Annotated in this window: 13 protein-coding genes; all 13 read left to right on the top strand. The window is 71.5% G+C overall.

The window, feature by feature from the left end; genetic code table 11:
- Positions 1-22: 22 nt before the first annotated feature.
- The 13 genes from hisF (at position 23) to ABD213_RS02200 (ending at position 16,436) form a co-directional block, all read left to right on the top strand.
- Positions 23-799, top strand: a complete 777-nt coding sequence (gene hisF, locus ABD213_RS02260; RefSeq protein WP_344323772.1) for an imidazole glycerol phosphate synthase subunit HisF — start codon at positions 23-25, stop codon at positions 797-799.
- On the top strand, positions 789-2,693 hold the full coding sequence (locus ABD213_RS02255) for an ABC transporter ATP-binding protein (protein WP_344323769.1): 1,905 nt from the start codon (positions 789-791) through the stop codon (positions 2,691-2,693). Before hisF ends, ABD213_RS02255 begins: the two co-directional genes overlap by 11 nt.
- Entirely contained in the window at positions 2,690-4,516 is a 1,827-nt protein-coding gene (locus ABD213_RS02250) for an ABC transporter ATP-binding protein (RefSeq protein WP_344323766.1), read from the top strand. The genes ABD213_RS02255 and ABD213_RS02250 overlap by 4 nt, the downstream gene beginning before the upstream one ends.
- A gap of 160 nt (positions 4,517-4,676) precedes the next feature.
- Positions 4,677-5,015 carry a phosphoribosyl-AMP cyclohydrolase gene (gene hisI, locus ABD213_RS02245; protein WP_344323764.1) on the top strand — a complete coding sequence of 113 codons (339 nt, stop codon included), beginning with the start codon at positions 4,677-4,679 and terminating at the stop codon, positions 5,013-5,015.
- Positions 5,012-5,578 carry a Trp biosynthesis-associated membrane protein gene (locus ABD213_RS02240; RefSeq protein ID WP_344323762.1) on the top strand — a complete coding sequence of 189 codons (567 nt, stop codon included), beginning with the start codon at positions 5,012-5,014 and terminating at the stop codon, positions 5,576-5,578. Before hisI ends, ABD213_RS02240 begins: the two co-directional genes overlap by 4 nt.
- Before the next feature lie 68 nt (positions 5,579-5,646).
- Positions 5,647-5,892 carry an HGxxPAAW family protein gene (locus ABD213_RS02235; protein WP_344323759.1) on the top strand — a complete coding sequence of 82 codons (246 nt, stop codon included), beginning with the start codon at positions 5,647-5,649 and terminating at the stop codon, positions 5,890-5,892.
- A gap of 5 nt (positions 5,893-5,897) precedes the next feature.
- Positions 5,898-6,350 (top strand): DUF2752 domain-containing protein, encoded by a 453-nt coding sequence (locus ABD213_RS02230; RefSeq protein ID WP_344323757.1) that lies wholly within the window; start codon positions 5,898-5,900, stop codon positions 6,348-6,350.
- A gap of 120 nt (positions 6,351-6,470) precedes the next feature.
- Positions 6,471-7,277 (top strand): indole-3-glycerol phosphate synthase TrpC, encoded by an 807-nt coding sequence (gene trpC / locus ABD213_RS02225; protein WP_344323755.1) that lies wholly within the window; start codon positions 6,471-6,473, stop codon positions 7,275-7,277.
- Positions 7,278-7,357: 80 nt separating this feature from the next.
- Positions 7,358-8,614 (top strand): tryptophan synthase subunit beta, encoded by a 1,257-nt coding sequence (gene trpB, locus ABD213_RS02220; RefSeq protein WP_344323753.1) that lies wholly within the window; start codon positions 7,358-7,360, stop codon positions 8,612-8,614.
- Positions 8,611-9,414, top strand: a complete 804-nt coding sequence (gene trpA / locus ABD213_RS02215; RefSeq protein ID WP_344323751.1) for a tryptophan synthase subunit alpha — start codon at positions 8,611-8,613, stop codon at positions 9,412-9,414. The genes trpB and trpA overlap by 4 nt, the downstream gene beginning before the upstream one ends.
- On the top strand, positions 9,411-10,298 hold the full coding sequence (lgt, locus tag ABD213_RS02210) for a prolipoprotein diacylglyceryl transferase (protein WP_344323748.1): 888 nt from the start codon (positions 9,411-9,413) through the stop codon (positions 10,296-10,298). Before trpA ends, lgt begins: the two co-directional genes overlap by 4 nt.
- A 128-nt stretch (positions 10,299-10,426) precedes the next feature.
- On the top strand, positions 10,427-14,974 hold the full coding sequence (gltB, locus tag ABD213_RS02205; RefSeq protein WP_344323746.1) for a glutamate synthase large subunit: 4,548 nt from the start codon (positions 10,427-10,429) through the stop codon (positions 14,972-14,974).
- Positions 14,967-16,436, top strand: a complete 1,470-nt coding sequence (locus ABD213_RS02200; protein WP_344323744.1) for a glutamate synthase subunit beta — start codon at positions 14,967-14,969, stop codon at positions 16,434-16,436. The genes gltB and ABD213_RS02200 overlap by 8 nt, the downstream gene beginning before the upstream one ends.
- Positions 16,437-16,706 lie beyond the last annotated feature (270 nt).

The following is a 16,706-nucleotide window of genomic DNA, read 5'->3' as shown; positions in this document are numbered from 1 at the left end:
ATCGCGTCGGTAGGCTCGGCTGGTGAGTGTTGCCGTCCGCGTGATCCCCTGTCTCGACGTCGACGCCGGCCGCGTGGTCAAGGGCGTCAACTTCGTCGACCTCGTCGACGCCGGGGACCCGGTCGAGATGGCGCGCGTCTACGACGACGCCGGGGCCGACGAGCTCACCTTCCTCGACATCACCGCCTCGTCGGGCAGCCGCGAGACCACGTACGACGTGGTGTCGACGACGGCCGAGGAGGTCTTCATCCCCTTGACCGTCGGGGGAGGGGTGCGCACCGTCGACGACGTCGACCGGCTCCTGCGCGCCGGGGCCGACAAGGTCGGCATCAACACCGCCGCCATCGCCCGACCCGAGGTCATCGCCGAGATCGCCCACCGGTTCGGCAACCAGGTGCTCGTCCTCAGCGTCGACGCCCGCCGCGCCCCTGCGCACGGCGAAGGCGCCCAGCCGAGCGGGTTCGAGGTGACCACCCACGGTGGGCGGCGCAGTGCCGGGATCGACGCCGTGGAGTGGGTTCGACGCGCTGACGAGCTGGGCGTCGGGGAGGTCCTGCTGAACTCGATGGACGCCGACGGGACACGCGACGGGTACGACCTGGAAATGATTCGGGCGGTCCGCAGCGTTACACAGGTGCCGCTCGTCGCGAGCGGCGGCGCCGGTCGGCTCGAGCACTTCGCTCCCGCCGTCGAGGCCGGTGCCGACGCCGTGCTCGCCGCGAGTGTGTTCCACTTCGGCGTGCTCACGATCGAACAGGTGAAGCAGACCTTGCGAGCAGCAGGACACCGTGTCAGGTAGGACCACCACCGAGGTGCGTGAGGACGGCACCGTCCCGGGCGAGCAGCCGCTGGACGACGCCGTCGCGGCCGAGTCCGGTGCCGAGCCCGACCGGGGCGGCCTCGGCTCGGCCACGCCGGACCGCATCATGCGTCGCGGCTTCGGCCTGCTCGGTCGTGGCATCAGGGAGCAGAAGCTCCTGTTCACGATCTCCGCGGTCGGCAGCGTCCTGTTCGGCGCGATGACGGTGGCGGACGCCTGGGTGCTGGGCTGGGCCACCGACAACGTCATCCGGCCGTCGTTCGCTGCCGGCGAGGTCACCACCGGCGCGCTGTGGGTCGCGGTGCTGCTGTTCATCAGCGTCGCGCTGCTGCGCGCGCTCGGTGTCATCGCCCGGCGCCTCATCGGCGGCATCGTCTACTACCGCCTGGTCGCCACCTACCGCCGCAAGGTCACCCGCAAGTACCTCGTGCTGCCCATGTCGTGGCACCACCGCCACCCCACGGGCCAGCTGCTGTCCAACGCCAATGCCGACGTCGAGGCCGCGTGGGCGGTCTTCATGCCGCTGCCGATGGCCGTGGGCGTCATCGCGATGCTCGCCGCGGCGCTCGTGGCGATGCTCGAGGCCGACGTCGTGCTGACCCTCGTGGGTCTCGTCGTCTTCCCGGCGCTGTTCGGCATCAACGTCTTCTACCAGCGGTGGCTCTCGCCCAAGGCCGCTCGTGCCCAGGCGCTGCGCGGTGACCTCAGCGCCGTCGCGCACGAGTCCTTCGACGGTGCCATGGTGGTCAAGAGCCTCGGTCGCGAGGCCGACGAGACCGAGCGCTTCGCGCGGGCCACCGACGAGCTGCGCGACGCGAACATCGAGGTCGGGAGGATCCGCAGCATCTTCGACCCCCTGCTGGAGGCGTTGCCCAACCTCGGGGTCCTGCTCGTGATCATCCTCGGTGTCGGACGCGTCGCCTCGGGGGCGGCCGAGCCCGGCGACGTCGTGCAGGTCGCCTACCTCTTCACCGTCGTGGCCTTCCCGGTGCGCGCCATCGGCTGGGTGCTCGGCGAGCTGCCGCGCAGCGTCGTCGGGTGGGACCGCGTCGAGTCCGTGCTGTCCTCGCAGGGCCAGATGCCGTACGGCGACCGCGAGCTGAGCGGGCAGGGCCCGGCCCGCCTCGAGCTCCGCGACGTCGCCTACCGCTTCGACGACGCCGACCGCGACGTGCTCTCGGGCTTCGACCTCGACGTCCCTGCCGGCAGCGTCACGGCGCTCGTCGGGTCGACGGGCAGCGGCAAGAGCACCGTCACGACGCTCCTCTCGCGTCTGGTCGACCCCACGCACGGGCGGGTGCTCCTCGACGGCGTCGACCTGCGCGACCTCACCCACGCGGCGGTCGCGGACGCCGTCGCCGTCGTCCCACAGGGCACGTTCCTGTTCGACGACACGGTCCGCGAGAACGTCGCACTCGGGACCGACGTCGACGACGAGGCCGTGTGGGCGGCGCTGCGGACGGTCCAGGCCGACGCGTTCGTCGCCCGGCTCCCGAAGGGACTCGACACCCAGCTCGGCGAGCGAGGCACCACGCTGTCCGGCGGCCAGCGCCAGCGCCTCGCCCTGGCCCGCGCCCTCGTGCGGCGCCCGCGCCTGCTCGTAATGGACGACGCCACGAGCGCGGTCGACCCCGAGGTCGAGCAGCGCATCCTGCGGGCCTTCGCCGAGCGGACCCGCGGCGCGGGTGGCACCGGCCCGACCGTCCTCGTCGTCGCCTACCGCAAGGCCACCATCGCCCTGGCCGACGACGTCGTGCTGCTGGAGTCGGGCCGCATCGTCGAGCGCGGCACCCACACCGAGCTGACGGAGCGCTCCGAGCGCTACCGGGACCTCGTCGACGCCTACGACCAGGCCAGGGAGGCTCGCTCATGAGCGCCGCGAGCGGAACCACCGACGTCAGCCTGCCGGGGGTCACGACCGTGCGCGAGGGCGGCTTCACGGTGGTGCGGCGCGGCCTCGCGCTCTCGCCGTCGATCCGCGTCGGGCTGCCGTTCACGATCCTCCTGGCGGTGCTCAGCACCGCAGGAGGCGCCGTCGTGCCGGTCCTCATCCAGCGCACGATCGACGCCGGACTCGCCGACGGCGGGGACCTCACGGTCTCCGACGTCGCCGACACCCTGACGGTCGCGCTGGTGCTCGTGCTGCTCACGGCCGTCGTCGCCTACTGGATGCGCGTCCGCCTGTTCATCGCCAGCGAGCGCGGGCTGGCCGAGCTGCGCGTCACCGCCTTCCGGCACGTGCACGACCTCTCGATGCTGACCCAGAACGCCGAGCGGCGCGGGGCGCTCGTCTCACGGGTCACCTCCGACGTCGACCAGGTCTCCATCTTCTTGCAGATGACCGGCATCATGATCGTGCTCAGCCTGGGGCAGATGGCCGTCGCCACCGTGATCATGGCGTTCTACTCCTGGCAGCTGACGCTCGTGGTCTGGTTCTGCTTCCTGCCGCTGGTGGTGAGCCTGAAGTACTTCGCCTCCCGACTGAGCCGGGCCTACGACCGGGTCCGTCGCACCGTCGGGGAGATGCTGGCCGTCGTGGCCGAGCCGGTGGTGGGTGCGTCCGTCGTCCGCGCGCACGCCATCGAGGACCGCACCCAGTCCCGCGTGGACGGCGGCATCCAGGGCAACCTCGACGCGAACGTCAGGGCGCAGAAGCTCGTGGCCGTGACATTCGCGTCCGCCGGGCTCGCCGGCGGCCTGGCCAACGCCGGTGCCGTCGCCGCGGGGGTGCTGCTCGGCGTGGCCGGGAACCTCTCCATCGGCACCGTCATCGCGTTCGCCTTCCTGGTCGGGCTGCTCGTCGGGCCGGCGCAGATGGCCACCCAGGTGCTCACCGAGGCGCAGAACGCGGTGGCCTCGTGGCGGCGCGTCATCGAGCTGCTGGACACCCCCGCCGACGTCGTCGACCCGGGCGCGGCGGGCCAGAGCCTGCCCGATGAGGTCCTCGGGGCGCGCTTCGAGCACGTGCGCTTCGCCTACCCCGACGGTCCGGTCGTCCTCGACGACGTCGACGTCGAGATCGCGCCGCGCCAGCGGGTGGCGGTCGTGGGCGAGACCGGCTCGGGCAAGACGACGTTCGCCAAGCTGCTCACCCGTCTCATGGACCCGGTGGAGGGCACCGTGCGCCTCGGCGAGACCGACATCGCGCAGGTGTCCTTCGACGAGCTGCGCCGGCACGTCCTGATGGTGCCGCAGGAGGGGTTCTTGTTCGACGCGACGCTTCGCGAGAACCTGCGCTACGGCCGCGACGGCGCCACGGACGCCGACCTCGTCACCACGATCGAGGACCTCGGCCTCGAGGACTGGTACGCCTCGCTCCCTGCGGGCCTCGACACCCGTGTCGGCCAGCGCGGTGAGTCCCTGTCGGCGGGGGAGCGTCAGCTCGTCGCTCTCGTGCGCTCTGCGCTGGCCGACCCGGACTTCCTCGTGCTCGACGAGGCCACGAGCGCGGTGGACCCGCAGACCGAGCTGCGCGCCACCCGGGCACTGGAGAAGCTGCTCGACGGTCGGACGAGCGTGACGATCGCACACCGGCTGAGCACGGCCGAGAACGCCGATCGGGTGCTGGTCTTCGACGCCGGGCGCCTCGTGGAGGACGGTCCGCACGACGACCTCGTCGACGCCGGCGGGGTCTACGCGCGCCTGCACGCCAGCTGGGTCGCTCAGGCCTCGCTCGGTGGGATCGACCCGGCCTGATCGGGCCCATCCTCGTCGAGCCGGTGCGTCGGTAGGACGCGTCGAGCAGCTCGGGTCGTCGTCGGAACGTCCGCGGGTGCGCTGTCGTCGTCGGTCTCTCGTGGAGCAGGTCCAGGATGCCGCAACGGGCGGGTCGTGGGTCGGTTGAGACAATGGTGTGGTGACCACCCTCGACCCTGCCGTCGCCGACCGGCTCAAGCGCACCGACGACGGGCTCGTCGCCGCGATCGTGCAGGACGCCACGACGCACGCGGTGCTGATGCTCGCGTGGATGAACGACGAGGCGCTGCAGCGCACGCTCAGCACGGGACGCGGGACGTACTGGAGCCGGAGCCGGGGCGAGCTGTGGGTCAAGGGCGAGACGTCCGGCCACGTGCAGCACGTCCGTGAGGTCCGGCTCGACTGCGACGGCGACGCCCTGCTGCTCGTCGTGGACCAGACGGGTCCGGCCTGCCACACCGGGGCCACCACCTGCTTCGACGCGGACCGGTTGCTGTGACCCCTCGCCGCCTCTACGGCCCGGTCGTCCTCGCGACGCTTGCTGCCGGTGGTGCCGTCGTCCTCACCTCGGGACGACCGTGGGCCCGCACCACCGTCGGGGGCGCCGGTGTCCCCGACGACGCGCTCGGGGTCACCGGGACCCAGGCCGTGCCGCTCGTCGCGGCGCTCGGCGTGGTCGTCGTGACCGCAGCGCTCGGCGTCCTGGCCACGCGGGGTCTCGGACGTCGGATCGTGGGTGGTCTCGTCATCGCCCTCGGGCTCGGGATCGTCCTGCTCGTCGCGACGGCGGCCGAACCGCTCGCCTCGGCGGTCGACGACGCGGTCGCGGCCTCGCCGTCCTTCACCGGGGCGAACGACCCAGGAGAGGTAGAGCGCACTGCGTGGCGGTGGGTGACGCTGCTGTGCGGGGTGGCCGTGGCGGCCCTCGGCGTCGTGGTCGTGCGGTTCGCGTCGACCTGGCCGGGCCTGTCCGGCCGGTACGAGGCGCCGCGCGGCACCCGCGAGGACACCGACGACGACATCTGGAAGGCACTCGACGACGGGCGCGACCCCACCGAGTAGGCTTGCGCCTGATCGACCGCCCGCGCGGAGCAGCCCGTGCGGACCTGCCCCGAGGAGTACCCAGCACCATGTCGCACGGATCATCGAAGGCCTCCTGGACCGCCGTCCTCGTCTGCCTCGCAGGCATCCTCATCGGCGGCATCGCCCTGATCCCGGCCCCCAACTGGGTGCTCTTCACCATCGGCGCCGTGATGACGCTGCTGGCCGGCCCGATCGGCCTGATCATGTCGCGTGCCGGGCTCGGTGCCGAGCGTGCACCCGGACACGGCCGCACCGAGCAGGGCGTCGACGAGCACCGCTCCACGCTGGACTGATCCTCGTGGCCGGGCCCGCAGGCGAGGTGAGCGGCCCGATCGCGGCGACGTCTGCGCGTCGTCGCCGCGACCGGCTGGTCGCGCCGGCCCTCACCGGGGTGGGCGCGGCGACCGTCGTCACGGCGCTCGGCGTGCGCGACCCGCACGTCGAGGGGTCGTGGGGGTTCTGCCCTTTCCTGCTGCTCACCGGAGCGCCGTGCCCCGGTTGCGGGGGTCTGCGGGCCGTGCACGACCTCACCCGGCTCGACGTCCCCGCGGCGTTGTCGTCCAACGCGGTCGCGGTCCTGCTGCTGCTCGGCGTCGTCGTCGCCTGGACGCTGTGGACCGTGCGACGGTGGCGCGGGAGCGAGGCCCCGATGGTGCGCCTCGGCGTGCGGACGAGCCTGCTCCTCGTCGGCGTCTGGGCGGTCTTCTCGGTGGTCCGCTGGACCTCGTGGGGTGCGGGACTCGCGCCGTGACGGCACACGGTCCCTGGGTGTCGAACCGGCCCGCGGCGCCGTCCACGAGGGCCGGGTCTACCCTGGAGGGCAAGTGATCAGGCCGTCGATGCAGCCGGCGAACCCGAGGGGAGGGCCACCGTGAGCGTTCTCGACGACATCGTCGCCGGCGCCCAGGCCGACCTCGCGGTCCGCATGGAGACCACGTCGATCGACGACCTCAAGGCCGCCGCGCACCGCCAGGACCCGGCACTCGATCCGATGCCCGCGTTCCGCGCCGACGGCGTCAGCGTCATCGCCGAGGTCAAGCGGGCCAGCCCCAGCAAGGGGGCGCTGGCCTCCATCGCCGATCCCGCGGCGCTCGCGCAGAACTACGCCGCCGGTGGTGCGGCAGCGATCAGCGTCCTGACCGAGCAGCGCCGCTTCAACGGCTCGCTCGAAGACCTGCGGGCCGTCCGCGCCCAGGTGGGGGTGCCGGTCCTGCGCAAGGACTTCATCACCACCTCCTACCAGCTGTGGGAGGCGCGGGCCGCCGGTGCGGACATGGCGCTGCTGATCGTCGCCGCCCTCGAGCAGGACGCCCTCGTCAGCCTCATCGAGCGGTCCCGCTCGATCGGGCTGACGCCCCTCGTCGAGGTCCACGACGAGGAGGAGACCGCACGCGCGGTCGAGGCCGGGGCCGACCTCATCGGCGTCAACGCCCGCAACCTCAAGACCCTCGAGGTCGACCGGGGGACGTTCGAGCGGCTCGTGCCCGCGATGCCCGACCACGTCGTCTCGGTCGCCGAGTCCGGTGTCCGCGGTCCGCACGACGTCATCGAGTACGGCCGGCTCGGCGCCGACGTCGTGCTCGTCGGGGAGACCCTCGTCCGCGGCGACGACCCGCGTGCCTCGGTGGCCGACCTCGTCGCCGCAGGTGCTCACCCGGCCCTGCAGCACCGTGGCTGACATGCTGGTGACGAGGCGATGGTGACCCTCCCGCCACCGCCCCCTGCCCCCTGCCCGCTCCCGCCCACGAGGATCGTGTGATGTCCGCTCCCGCCACCCCCCAGGCGTCCGACGCCTACGCCCAGCCCGATGCGACCGGCCACTTCGGCCGCTTCGGCGGTCGCTTCATGCCGGAGGCGCTCGTCGCGCCGCTCGACGAGCTGGCCGAGGCGTGGGCCGACGCCCGCCAGGACCCGACCTTCACGGCCGAGCTCGACCGCATGTTCCGCGAGTACGCGAACGTGCCGAGCCCGCTGTACGAGGCGCACCGCTTCTCCGAGGCGGTCGGCGCCCGTGTCCTGCTCAAGCGCGAGGACCTCAACCACACCGGCGCCCACAAGATCCGCAACGTGCTCGGCCAGGCCCTGCTGGCCAAGCGCATCGGCAAGCCGCGCGCCATCGCCGAGACCGGCGCCGGCCAGCACGGCGTCGCCTCGGCCACCGCGTGCGCGTACCTCGACCTCGACTGCACCGTCTACATGGGAGCCGTCGACACCGAGCGGCAGGCCCTCAACGTGGCCCGCATGAAGATGCTCGGCGCCGAGGTCGTCGCCGTGGAGTCGGGCAGCCGCACCCTCAAGGACGCCATCAACGAGGCGCTGCGCGACTGGGTCGCGAGCGTCGACCACACGTCGTACCTGTTCGGCACCGCGGCCGGCCCGCACCCGTTCCCCTCGATGGTCCGCGACCTGACCCGCGGCATCGGCGACGAGGCCCGGGCACAGTGCCTGGAGCTCACCGGCTCCCTGCCGGACGCGGCCATCGCGTGCGTCGGCGGCGGGTCCAACGCGATCGGCCTGTTCACGGCGTTCATCGACGACGCCGACGTCCGCCTGCTCGGCGTGGAGGCCGGCGGTGACGGCGTCGCGTCCGGCCGGCACGCAGCCACCATCACCGGTGGTGACGTCGGCGTGCTGCACGGCGCGCGCTCCTACCTGCTGCAGGACGAGGACGGCCAGACGCTGGAGTCGCACTCGATCTCGGCGGGGCTCGACTACCCCGGGGTCGGTCCGGAGCACTCGCACCTGGCCCACATCGGGCGCGCGCAGTACGTCCCGGCCACCGACACCGAGGCCATGGAGGCCTTCGACCTGCTCTGCAGGACCGAGGGCATCATCCCCGCGATCGAGACCGCGCACGCCCTCGCGGGCGCCGTCCGGCTCGCCGAGGAGCTCGGACCCGACGCCACCTTGCTCGTCAACCTGTCCGGCCGCGGCGACAAGGACGTCCACACCGCGGCCCAGTGGTTCGGGTTGATCGACGAGCCGGTCGTGCTCGACGAGGGGGTCGAGGAGTGAGCGCAGGTCCCATCGCCGAGCTCTTCGAGCGCACGCGCGCGCAGGACCGAGCCGCGCTCGTCGGCTACCTGCCGGCCGGCTTCCCCGACGTCGAGACGTCCAAGGCCGCCATCGCGGCGCTCGTGGAGGGCGGCGTCGACCTCGTCGAGGTGGGACTGCCGTACAGCGACCCGGTGATGGACGGTCCGGTCATCCAGGCCGCGGCCGAGCAGGCCCTCGCGGCCGGGTTCCGCGTGCGCGACGTGTTCGACGTCGTGCGGGCGACGGCCGCGACGGGTGCGCCGACGGTCGTCATGACGTACTGGAACCCGGTCGAGCGGTACGGGGTGGAGCGGTTCGCCGCCGACCTCGCCGCGGCCGGCGGAGCGGGCATGATCACGCCCGACCTGATCCCCGACGAGGGAGCCGAGTGGGACGCGGCCTCGCGCGAGCAGGGCCTCGACCGCGTCTACCTGGTCTCGCCGTCCTCGGCGGACGCGCGTCTGGCGATGACGGCGGAGCAGGCCAGCGGGTTCATCTACGCCACGGCGGTGATGGGCGTGACCGGTCAGCGCGACCAGTCGAGCTCGCACGCCGAACCGCTCGTCTCGCGCCTGCGCCAGGTGACCGACAAGCCGGTGGGCGTCGGCATCGGCGTCAGCAACGCAGAGCAGGCGCGCGAGGTGGCGCAGTTCGCCGATGCGGTGATCGTCGGGTCGGCGATCGTGCGGACGTTGCTCGAGGCGCCGTCCCCGGCCGAGGGCGTCGACGCCGTCCGCGAGCTGGCGCGCGAGCTGCGCGCGGGGGTGGAGCGGTCGTGAGCCTCGCCTCGAACGCCGGTGCCGGCCTGGCCGCGTCGATCCCCAGCCCGGAGACGGGGGTGCTGTACCTCGGTCCGGTGCCGCTGCGCGCGTACGCCTTCGCGATCATCCTCGGGGCGGTCGTCGCGATCTGGATGACGGAGCGGCGCTACGTGGCACGGGGTGGCCGCGCCGGTGCGGTCAGCGACGTCGCGATCTGGGCCATCCCGTCGGGGATCGTCGGCGCGCGGATCTATCACGTGGTGACGTCGCCGGAGCTGTACTTCGGCGAGGGTCGCAACGCGGTGGAGGCGTTCTACATCTGGAACGGCGGCCTGGGCATCTGGGGTGCGGTGCTGGGCGGCGCGCTGGGAGCGGCGGTGGCGTGTCGCCTCTACGGGGTGAACATCTGGACCCTGGGCGACTCGCTGGCGCCGGGCCTGCTGGTCGCGCAGGCGATCGGCCGGTTGGGCAACTACTTCAACCAGGAGCTGTTCGGCCGCCCGACGGACCTGCCGTGGGGCCTGGAGATCGACCCGCCGAACCGGCCGTCGGGCTTCGCGGAGTTCGCGACGTTCCACCCCACGTTCCTGTACGAGATGATCTGGAACCTCGCGGCGGCAGCGCTGATCCTGCTGATCGACCGGAGGGCGCGACTGACGCACGGTCGGGCGTGGTGGCTGTACGTGATGCTGTACACGGCCGGTCGGGTCTGGATCGAGGCCCTGCGCATCGACACCGCCAACCTAATCGGCCCGTTCCGGCTGAACGTCTGGACGTCGATCATCGTCTTCGTCGTCGGAGCCGCGATGTTCTGGTGGGCGACGAGGCGCAGCCGTCACGAGCCCGAGGTCGTCGGCGAGCAGCAGGCCGAGGAACGGCAGTCGCCCGCCCGCGACGAGTAGACCGGCCCCCCGGACGCTCGCCTCGCGTGCACTCGCCGTGTAACCTGACTCTGCTTGGGCCAACGTCGTCCCAGGGGAGCGCTTCGGCGTTCCGTCACCGCATCCACCGACGACGCTGAGGGGTTCCGATGCATTTCTCGTCCCAGCCGACCGCGCAGGGCCTGTACGACCCGAGCAACGAGCACGACGCCTGCGGTGTCGCGTTCGTCGCGACCCTGACGGGCACGCCGAGCAACGAGATCGTCCAGCACGGCCTGACCGCGCTGCGCAACCTCGACCACCGTGGCGCCGTCGGCGGCGAGCCCGACACCGGAGACGGTGCGGGCATGCTCATGCAGGTGCCGGACCGTTTCCTGCGCGCCGTCGCGCAGGAGGCTGCCGGCGTCGAGCTGCCCGAGGCCGGGTCCTACGCCGCGGGCATGGCGTTCCTGCCCGTCGAGGCCGAGGAGGCCGCGCAGGCGCGCGCCGACATCGAGGCGCTCGCCACCGAGGAGGGCCTGGAGGTCCTGGCCTGGCGCGACGTGCCTGTCAACCCCGACATCCTCGGCTCCATGGCCCGTGGTGCGATGCCGTCGTTCGCTCTGATGTTCGTGGCCGCGACGGGTGAGCCCCGCACGGGCATCGAGCTCGACCGCCTCGCCTACTGCCTGCGCAAGCGTGCCGAGCACGAGGCCAAGGTGTACTTCCCGAGCCTGTCGGCCCGCACCCTCGTCTACAAGGGCATGCTCACGACCGAGCAGCTCGACGAGTTCTTCCCCGACCTGCGCGACGAGCGCATGGAGTCGGCTCTGGCCATCGTGCACAGCCGCTTCTCCACCAACACCTTCCCGAGCTGGCCGCTGGCGCACCCGTTCCGGTTCGTGGCGCACAACGGCGAGATCAACACCGCCCGCGGCAACCGCAACTGGATGCGCGCCCGCGAGGCCACCCTCGAGAGCGACCTCATCCCCGGCGACCTCGACCGGCTCTTCCCGATCGTCGACCCCGAGGGTTCGGACACCGCGTCCTTCGACGAGGTCCTGGAGCTGCTGCACCTCGGTGGCCGCGAGCTGCCGCACGCGGTCATGATGATGATCCCCGAGGCGTGGGAGAACGACGCCGAGATGGATCCGGCCCGTCGGGCCTTCTACGAGTTCCACTCGAACGTGATGGAGCCGTGGGACGGTCCCGCCTGCGTGTGCTTCACCGACGGCACCCAGATCGGCGCGGTCCTCGACCGCAACGGCCTGCGGCCCGGTCGCTACTGGATCACCGACGACGGCCTCGTCGTGCTCGCCTCCGAGTCCGGCGTCCTCGACCTCGACCCCGCCACCGTCACCCGCAAGGGTCGCCTCGAGCCCGGACGCATGTTCCTGCTCGACCTCGACGAGGGACGCGTCGTCGAGGACGAGGAGATCAAGGGGCGCCTCGCCGCCGAGCAGCCCTACGACGAGTGGCTGTACTCCGGGTTGGTCCGGTTCGAGGACCTGCCCGATCTCGAGCACATCATCCACACCCACGCCTCGGTCACCCGCCGTCAGCAGGTCTTCGGCTACACCGAGGAGGAGCTGCGCAAGCTCATCGCGCCCATCGCGCGCACCGGTGCCGAGGCGATCGGCTCCATGGGCACCGACACGCCTATCGCCGCCATCTCGGATCGTCCGCGGACGCTGTTCGACTACTTCAGCCAGCTGTTCGCGCAGGTCACGAACCCGCCACTGGACGCCATCCGTGAGGAGGTCGTCACGTCCCTGGCCGGCACGATGGGTCCGGAGACGAACCTGCTGGCCCCGAGCCCGGCGTCGTGCCGGATGCTGCAGCTGCCGTTCCCGGTCATCGACAACGACGAGCTCGCCAAGATCCGTCACCTCAACCGCGACGGCGACATGCCCGGGTTCGCCACGCACGTCGTCCGCGGCCTGTACGACGTGCACGGTGGGGGAGCGGCCATGGCCGCCACGCTCGAGGAGATCTGCGCCGACGTCTCGGCCGCGGTCGCCGACGGTGCACGGATCATCGTCCTGTCGGACCGGCACTCCAACGCCGACCTCGCCCCCATCCCGTCCCTGCTGCTCACCGGCGCCGTGCACCACCACATGGTGCGCGAGAAGCTGCGCTCGCAGGCCGGACTCATCGTCGAGGCCGGCGACGTCCGCGAGGTGCACCACGTCGCGCTGCTCATCGGCTACGGCGCCACCGCCGTCAACCCCTACCTGGCGCTGGAGTCCGCGGAGGACCTTGCCCGCGAGGCCGTCTTCGTCACCGGCGTCGAGCCCGAGCAGGCACTGCGCAACCTCGCGTACGGCCTGGGCAAGGGCGTGCTCAAGGTGATGAGCAAGATGGGCGTCTCCACCGTCGCGTCCTACACGGGTGCGCAGATCTTCGAGTGCGTCGGTCTGTCCCACGAGGTCATCGACGCCTACTTCACCGGTACCGCCAGCAGGCTCGGCGGCGTCGGCCTCGACGTCATCGCCGCCGAGGTCGCGTCGCGCCACGCCAAGGCCTACCCGACCCAGGGCATCGCCGGTCGACGTCGCACCCTCGACGTCGGCGGCGAGTACCAGTGGCGCCGCGAGGGCCCGGAGCACCTGTTCGACCCCGAGACGGTCTTCCGGCTCCAGCACTCGACCCGCACCGGCCGCTACGACATCTTCAAGCAGTACACGAGCCGCGTCGACGACCAGACCGAGCGACTCATGACGCTGCGCGGGCTGTTCTCCTTCGCCGACGGCGTCCGCCCGCCGGTGCCGATCGACGAGGTCGAGCCGGTCAGCGAGATCGTCAAGCGCTTCTCCACCGGCGCGATGAGCTACGGCTCGATCAGCCAGGAGGCGCACGAGACGCTCGCGATCGCGATGAACCGCCTCGGTGGCAAGTCCAACACCGGCGAGGGCGGTGAGCACCCGGACCGCCTCTACGACCCCGAGCGTCGCTCGTCGATCAAGCAGGTCGCGTCAGGCAGGTTCGGCGTCACGAGCGAGTACCTGTCGAACGCGGACGACATCCAGATCAAGATGGCCCAGGGCGCCAAGCCCGGCGAGGGCGGCCAGCTGCCCGGCCCCAAGGTGTACCCGTGGGTGGCGGAGACCCGTCACTCCACGCCCGGCGTCGGCCTGATCAGCCCCCCGCCGCACCACGACATCTACTCCATCGAGGACCTCAAGCAGCTCATCCACGACCTCAAGAACGCCAACCCGTCGGCCCGCGTCCACGTGAAGCTGGTCTCCGAGGTCGGCGTCGGCACGGTCGCGGCAGGCGTCTCGAAGGCCAAGGCCGACGTGGTCCTGATCTCCGGACACGACGGCGGCACCGGCGCCTCCCCGCTCACCTCGCTCAAGCACGCGGGCGGTCCGTGGGAGCTGGGCCTGGCCGAGACGCAGCAGACGCTGCTGCTCAACGGCCTGCGCGACCGCATCGTCGTGCAGTGCGACGGCCAGCTCAAGACCGGCCGCGACGTCGTCGTCGCCGCGCTGCTGGGAGCCGAGGAGTACGGCTTCGCCACCGCCCCGCTCGTGGTGAGCGGGTGCATCATGATGCGCGTGTGTCACCTGGACACGTGCCCGGTCGGCGTCGCGACGCAGAACACGCTGCTGCGCGAGAAGTACTCCGGCAAGGCCGAGTACGTCGTGAACTTCTTCGAGTTCATCGCCGAGGAGGTGCGCGAGTACCTGGCCCAGCTGGGCTTCCGCTCCCTCGACGAGGCGATCGGTCACGTCGAGATGCTGCGCACCCGCGAGGCCGTCGACCACTGGAAGGCCTCGGGACTGGACCTCTCGCCGATCCTGTACGCGCCGGAGCTGCCCGAGGGCACGTCCCTGCGCTGCACCACCGGCCAGGACCACGGACTCGACGTCGCCCTCGACGCCGAGCTCATCGAGATGTGTGCCCCGGCGCTGGAGTCCGGCGAGCCGGTGCGCGCCCAGATCGGCATCCGCAACGTCAACCGCACCGTCGGCACGATGCTCGGACACGAGCTCACCAAGCGCTACCGCGGCGAGGGCCTGCCGGAGAACACGATCGACCTGACGTTCCTCGGCTCGGCCGGGCAGTCGTTCGGTGCGTTCGTCCCGCGCGGCATCACCATGCGGTTGGAGGGCGACGCCAACGACTACGTCGGCAAGGGTCTGTCCGGTGGTCGACTCATCGTGCGTCCTCCGCGCGACGCCGGGTTCGAGGCCTCGACCCAGATCATCGCCGGCAACGTCATCGGCTTCGGTGCGACGAGCGGGCAGATCTTCCTGCGTGGTGTCGTCGGCGAGCGGTTCTGTGTCCGCAACTCCGGTGCCAGCGCCGTCGTCGAGGGGGTGGGCGACCACGCGTGCGAGTACATGACCGGTGGGCGCGTCGTCGTCCTCGGTCCCACGGGTCGCAACGTCGCCGCGGGCATGAGCGGCGGCACGGCCTGGATCCTCGACCTCGACCACTCGCTGGTCAACCCCGACATGGTGGAGCTGCGCGACGTCAAGGGCGACGCCGCCGACGAGCTGCTGGCCTTTGTGCGTCAGCACGCCGAGGAGACCGGTTCCGACGTCGCCGAGGCGCTGCTGCAGGACTGGGACGCCTCGGTGGTGCGCTTCACCGAGATCATGCCCGTCAACTACCGCAAGGTCCTCGAGGCCAAGGAGCAGGCCGAGGCCGAGGGCCTCTCCGACGAGGACACGACCGCACGCATGATGGAGGTGGCCGCGAATGGCTGATCCCCGAGGTTTCATCACCACGCCCCGCGAGGTCGCCGAGCGGCGGCCCGTCGAGGAGCGCGTCAAGGACTGGAACGAGGTCTACCCCGGTGGGCCCGGCAAGGCCCTGCTGCCGATCATCACCGAGCAGGCCGGACGGTGCATGGACTGTGGCATCCCGTTCTGCCACCAGGGCTGTCCGCTGGGCAACCTGATCCCGGAGTGGAACGACCTCGTCTGGCGCGACGACTGGAACGAGGCCATCGACCGTCTGCACGCCACCAACAACTTCCCGGAGTTCACCGGACGGCTGTGCCCGGCACCGTGCGAGACGGCCTGCGTCGTGGGCATCAACCGCGACCCGGTGACCATCAAGAACGTCGAGGTCTCGATCATCGATCGCGCCTGGGAGTGGCGCAACGTGCGTCCGGAGCCGCCGGAGTGGCTGACGGGCAAGACCGTCGCCGTCGTCGGGTCCGGACCGGCCGGTCTCGCCGCGGCACAGCAGCTGACCCGCGCCGGGCACACCGTCGCGGTCTACGAGCGCGACGACAAGCCCGGTGGCCTGCTGCGCTACGGCATCCCCGAGTTCAAGATGGAGAAGGTCCACGTCGATCGCCGCATCGACCAGATGCGCAAGGAGGGCACGGTCTTCCGCTCCGGCGTGGCCGTGGGGGAGAGCATCACCGGTCCGCAGCTGCGCGAGCGCTACGACGCCGTCGTGCTCGCCATCGGCTCGACCGTCCGCCGTGACCTCCCGGCTCCCGGACGCGAGCTCGCTGGCATCCACCAGGCGATGGACTTCCTGCCGCAGGCGAACCGGGTCGCCCTCGGCGAGGAGGTGGCCGACCAGATCGTCGCCACCGACAAGGACGTCGTGATCATCGGTGGTGGCGACACGGGCGCGGACTGCCTCGGCACGTCCATCCGCCAGGGTGCCCGCTCGGTCACCAGCCTCGAGATCATGCCGCAGCCGGGCGAGGACCGTCCCGAGAACCAGCCGTGGCCCACCTACCCGATGGTCTACCGCGTCGCCTCGGCTCACGAGGAGGGCGGTGAGCGCACCTACGCCGTCTCCACCAAGGAGTTCCTCGGCGACGACGACGGCAACGTCTCGGGCCTGCGGATCGTCGAGGTGGAGATGAAGGACGGCCGCTTCGAGGAGGTCGCGGGCAGCGAGAAGACGATCCCCGCGCAGCTCGTGCTGTTCGCGATGGGCTTCACCGGTCCGCAGAAGGAGGGTCTCGTCGAGCAGCTGGGCGTCGATCTCGACGAGCGCGGCAACATCCGCCGCGACCGCTCCTACATGTCGAGCGTCCCCGGCGTCTTCGTCGCCGGCGACGCCGGGCGCGGGCAGTCGCTCATCGTGTGGGCCATCGCGGAGGGTCGCTCGGCCGCCGCCGGCGTCGACGCCTACCTCGGCACCGGCCAGAGCCCCCTCCCGCGTCCCATCAACCCGAACGACCGGCCACTCGTCGTCTGACCCGGGGTCGCCCGGCCGTCGCCCCGGGGTCGCCCTGCCGTCGCCCTGGGACCGGGAGCCGACGTCGCGCTGATTCCCAAGAAATGATGGGAATCAGCACGACGTCGCCGATCGAGGCACTTCGCATGGTTCCCTGGTGCTCATCGTGGGTCGCAACGCGTGACAGGTGGTGGACTTCTGTGCAGAGCTCGCCTTCAATCGATGATTCCCATGAATTCATGGGAATCATCGATGCGGGCCCGTGCCGCCCCCGGGTAACTCGCCGGTAGA

This window comes from Aeromicrobium halocynthiae, from assembly GCF_039531385.1.
Classification (GTDB): Bacteria; Actinomycetota; Actinomycetes; order Propionibacteriales; family Nocardioidaceae; genus Aeromicrobium; species Aeromicrobium halocynthiae.
The sequence above is the reverse complement of the archived record's forward strand: the minus strand, read 5'-3'. Positions and strand labels throughout refer to the sequence as shown.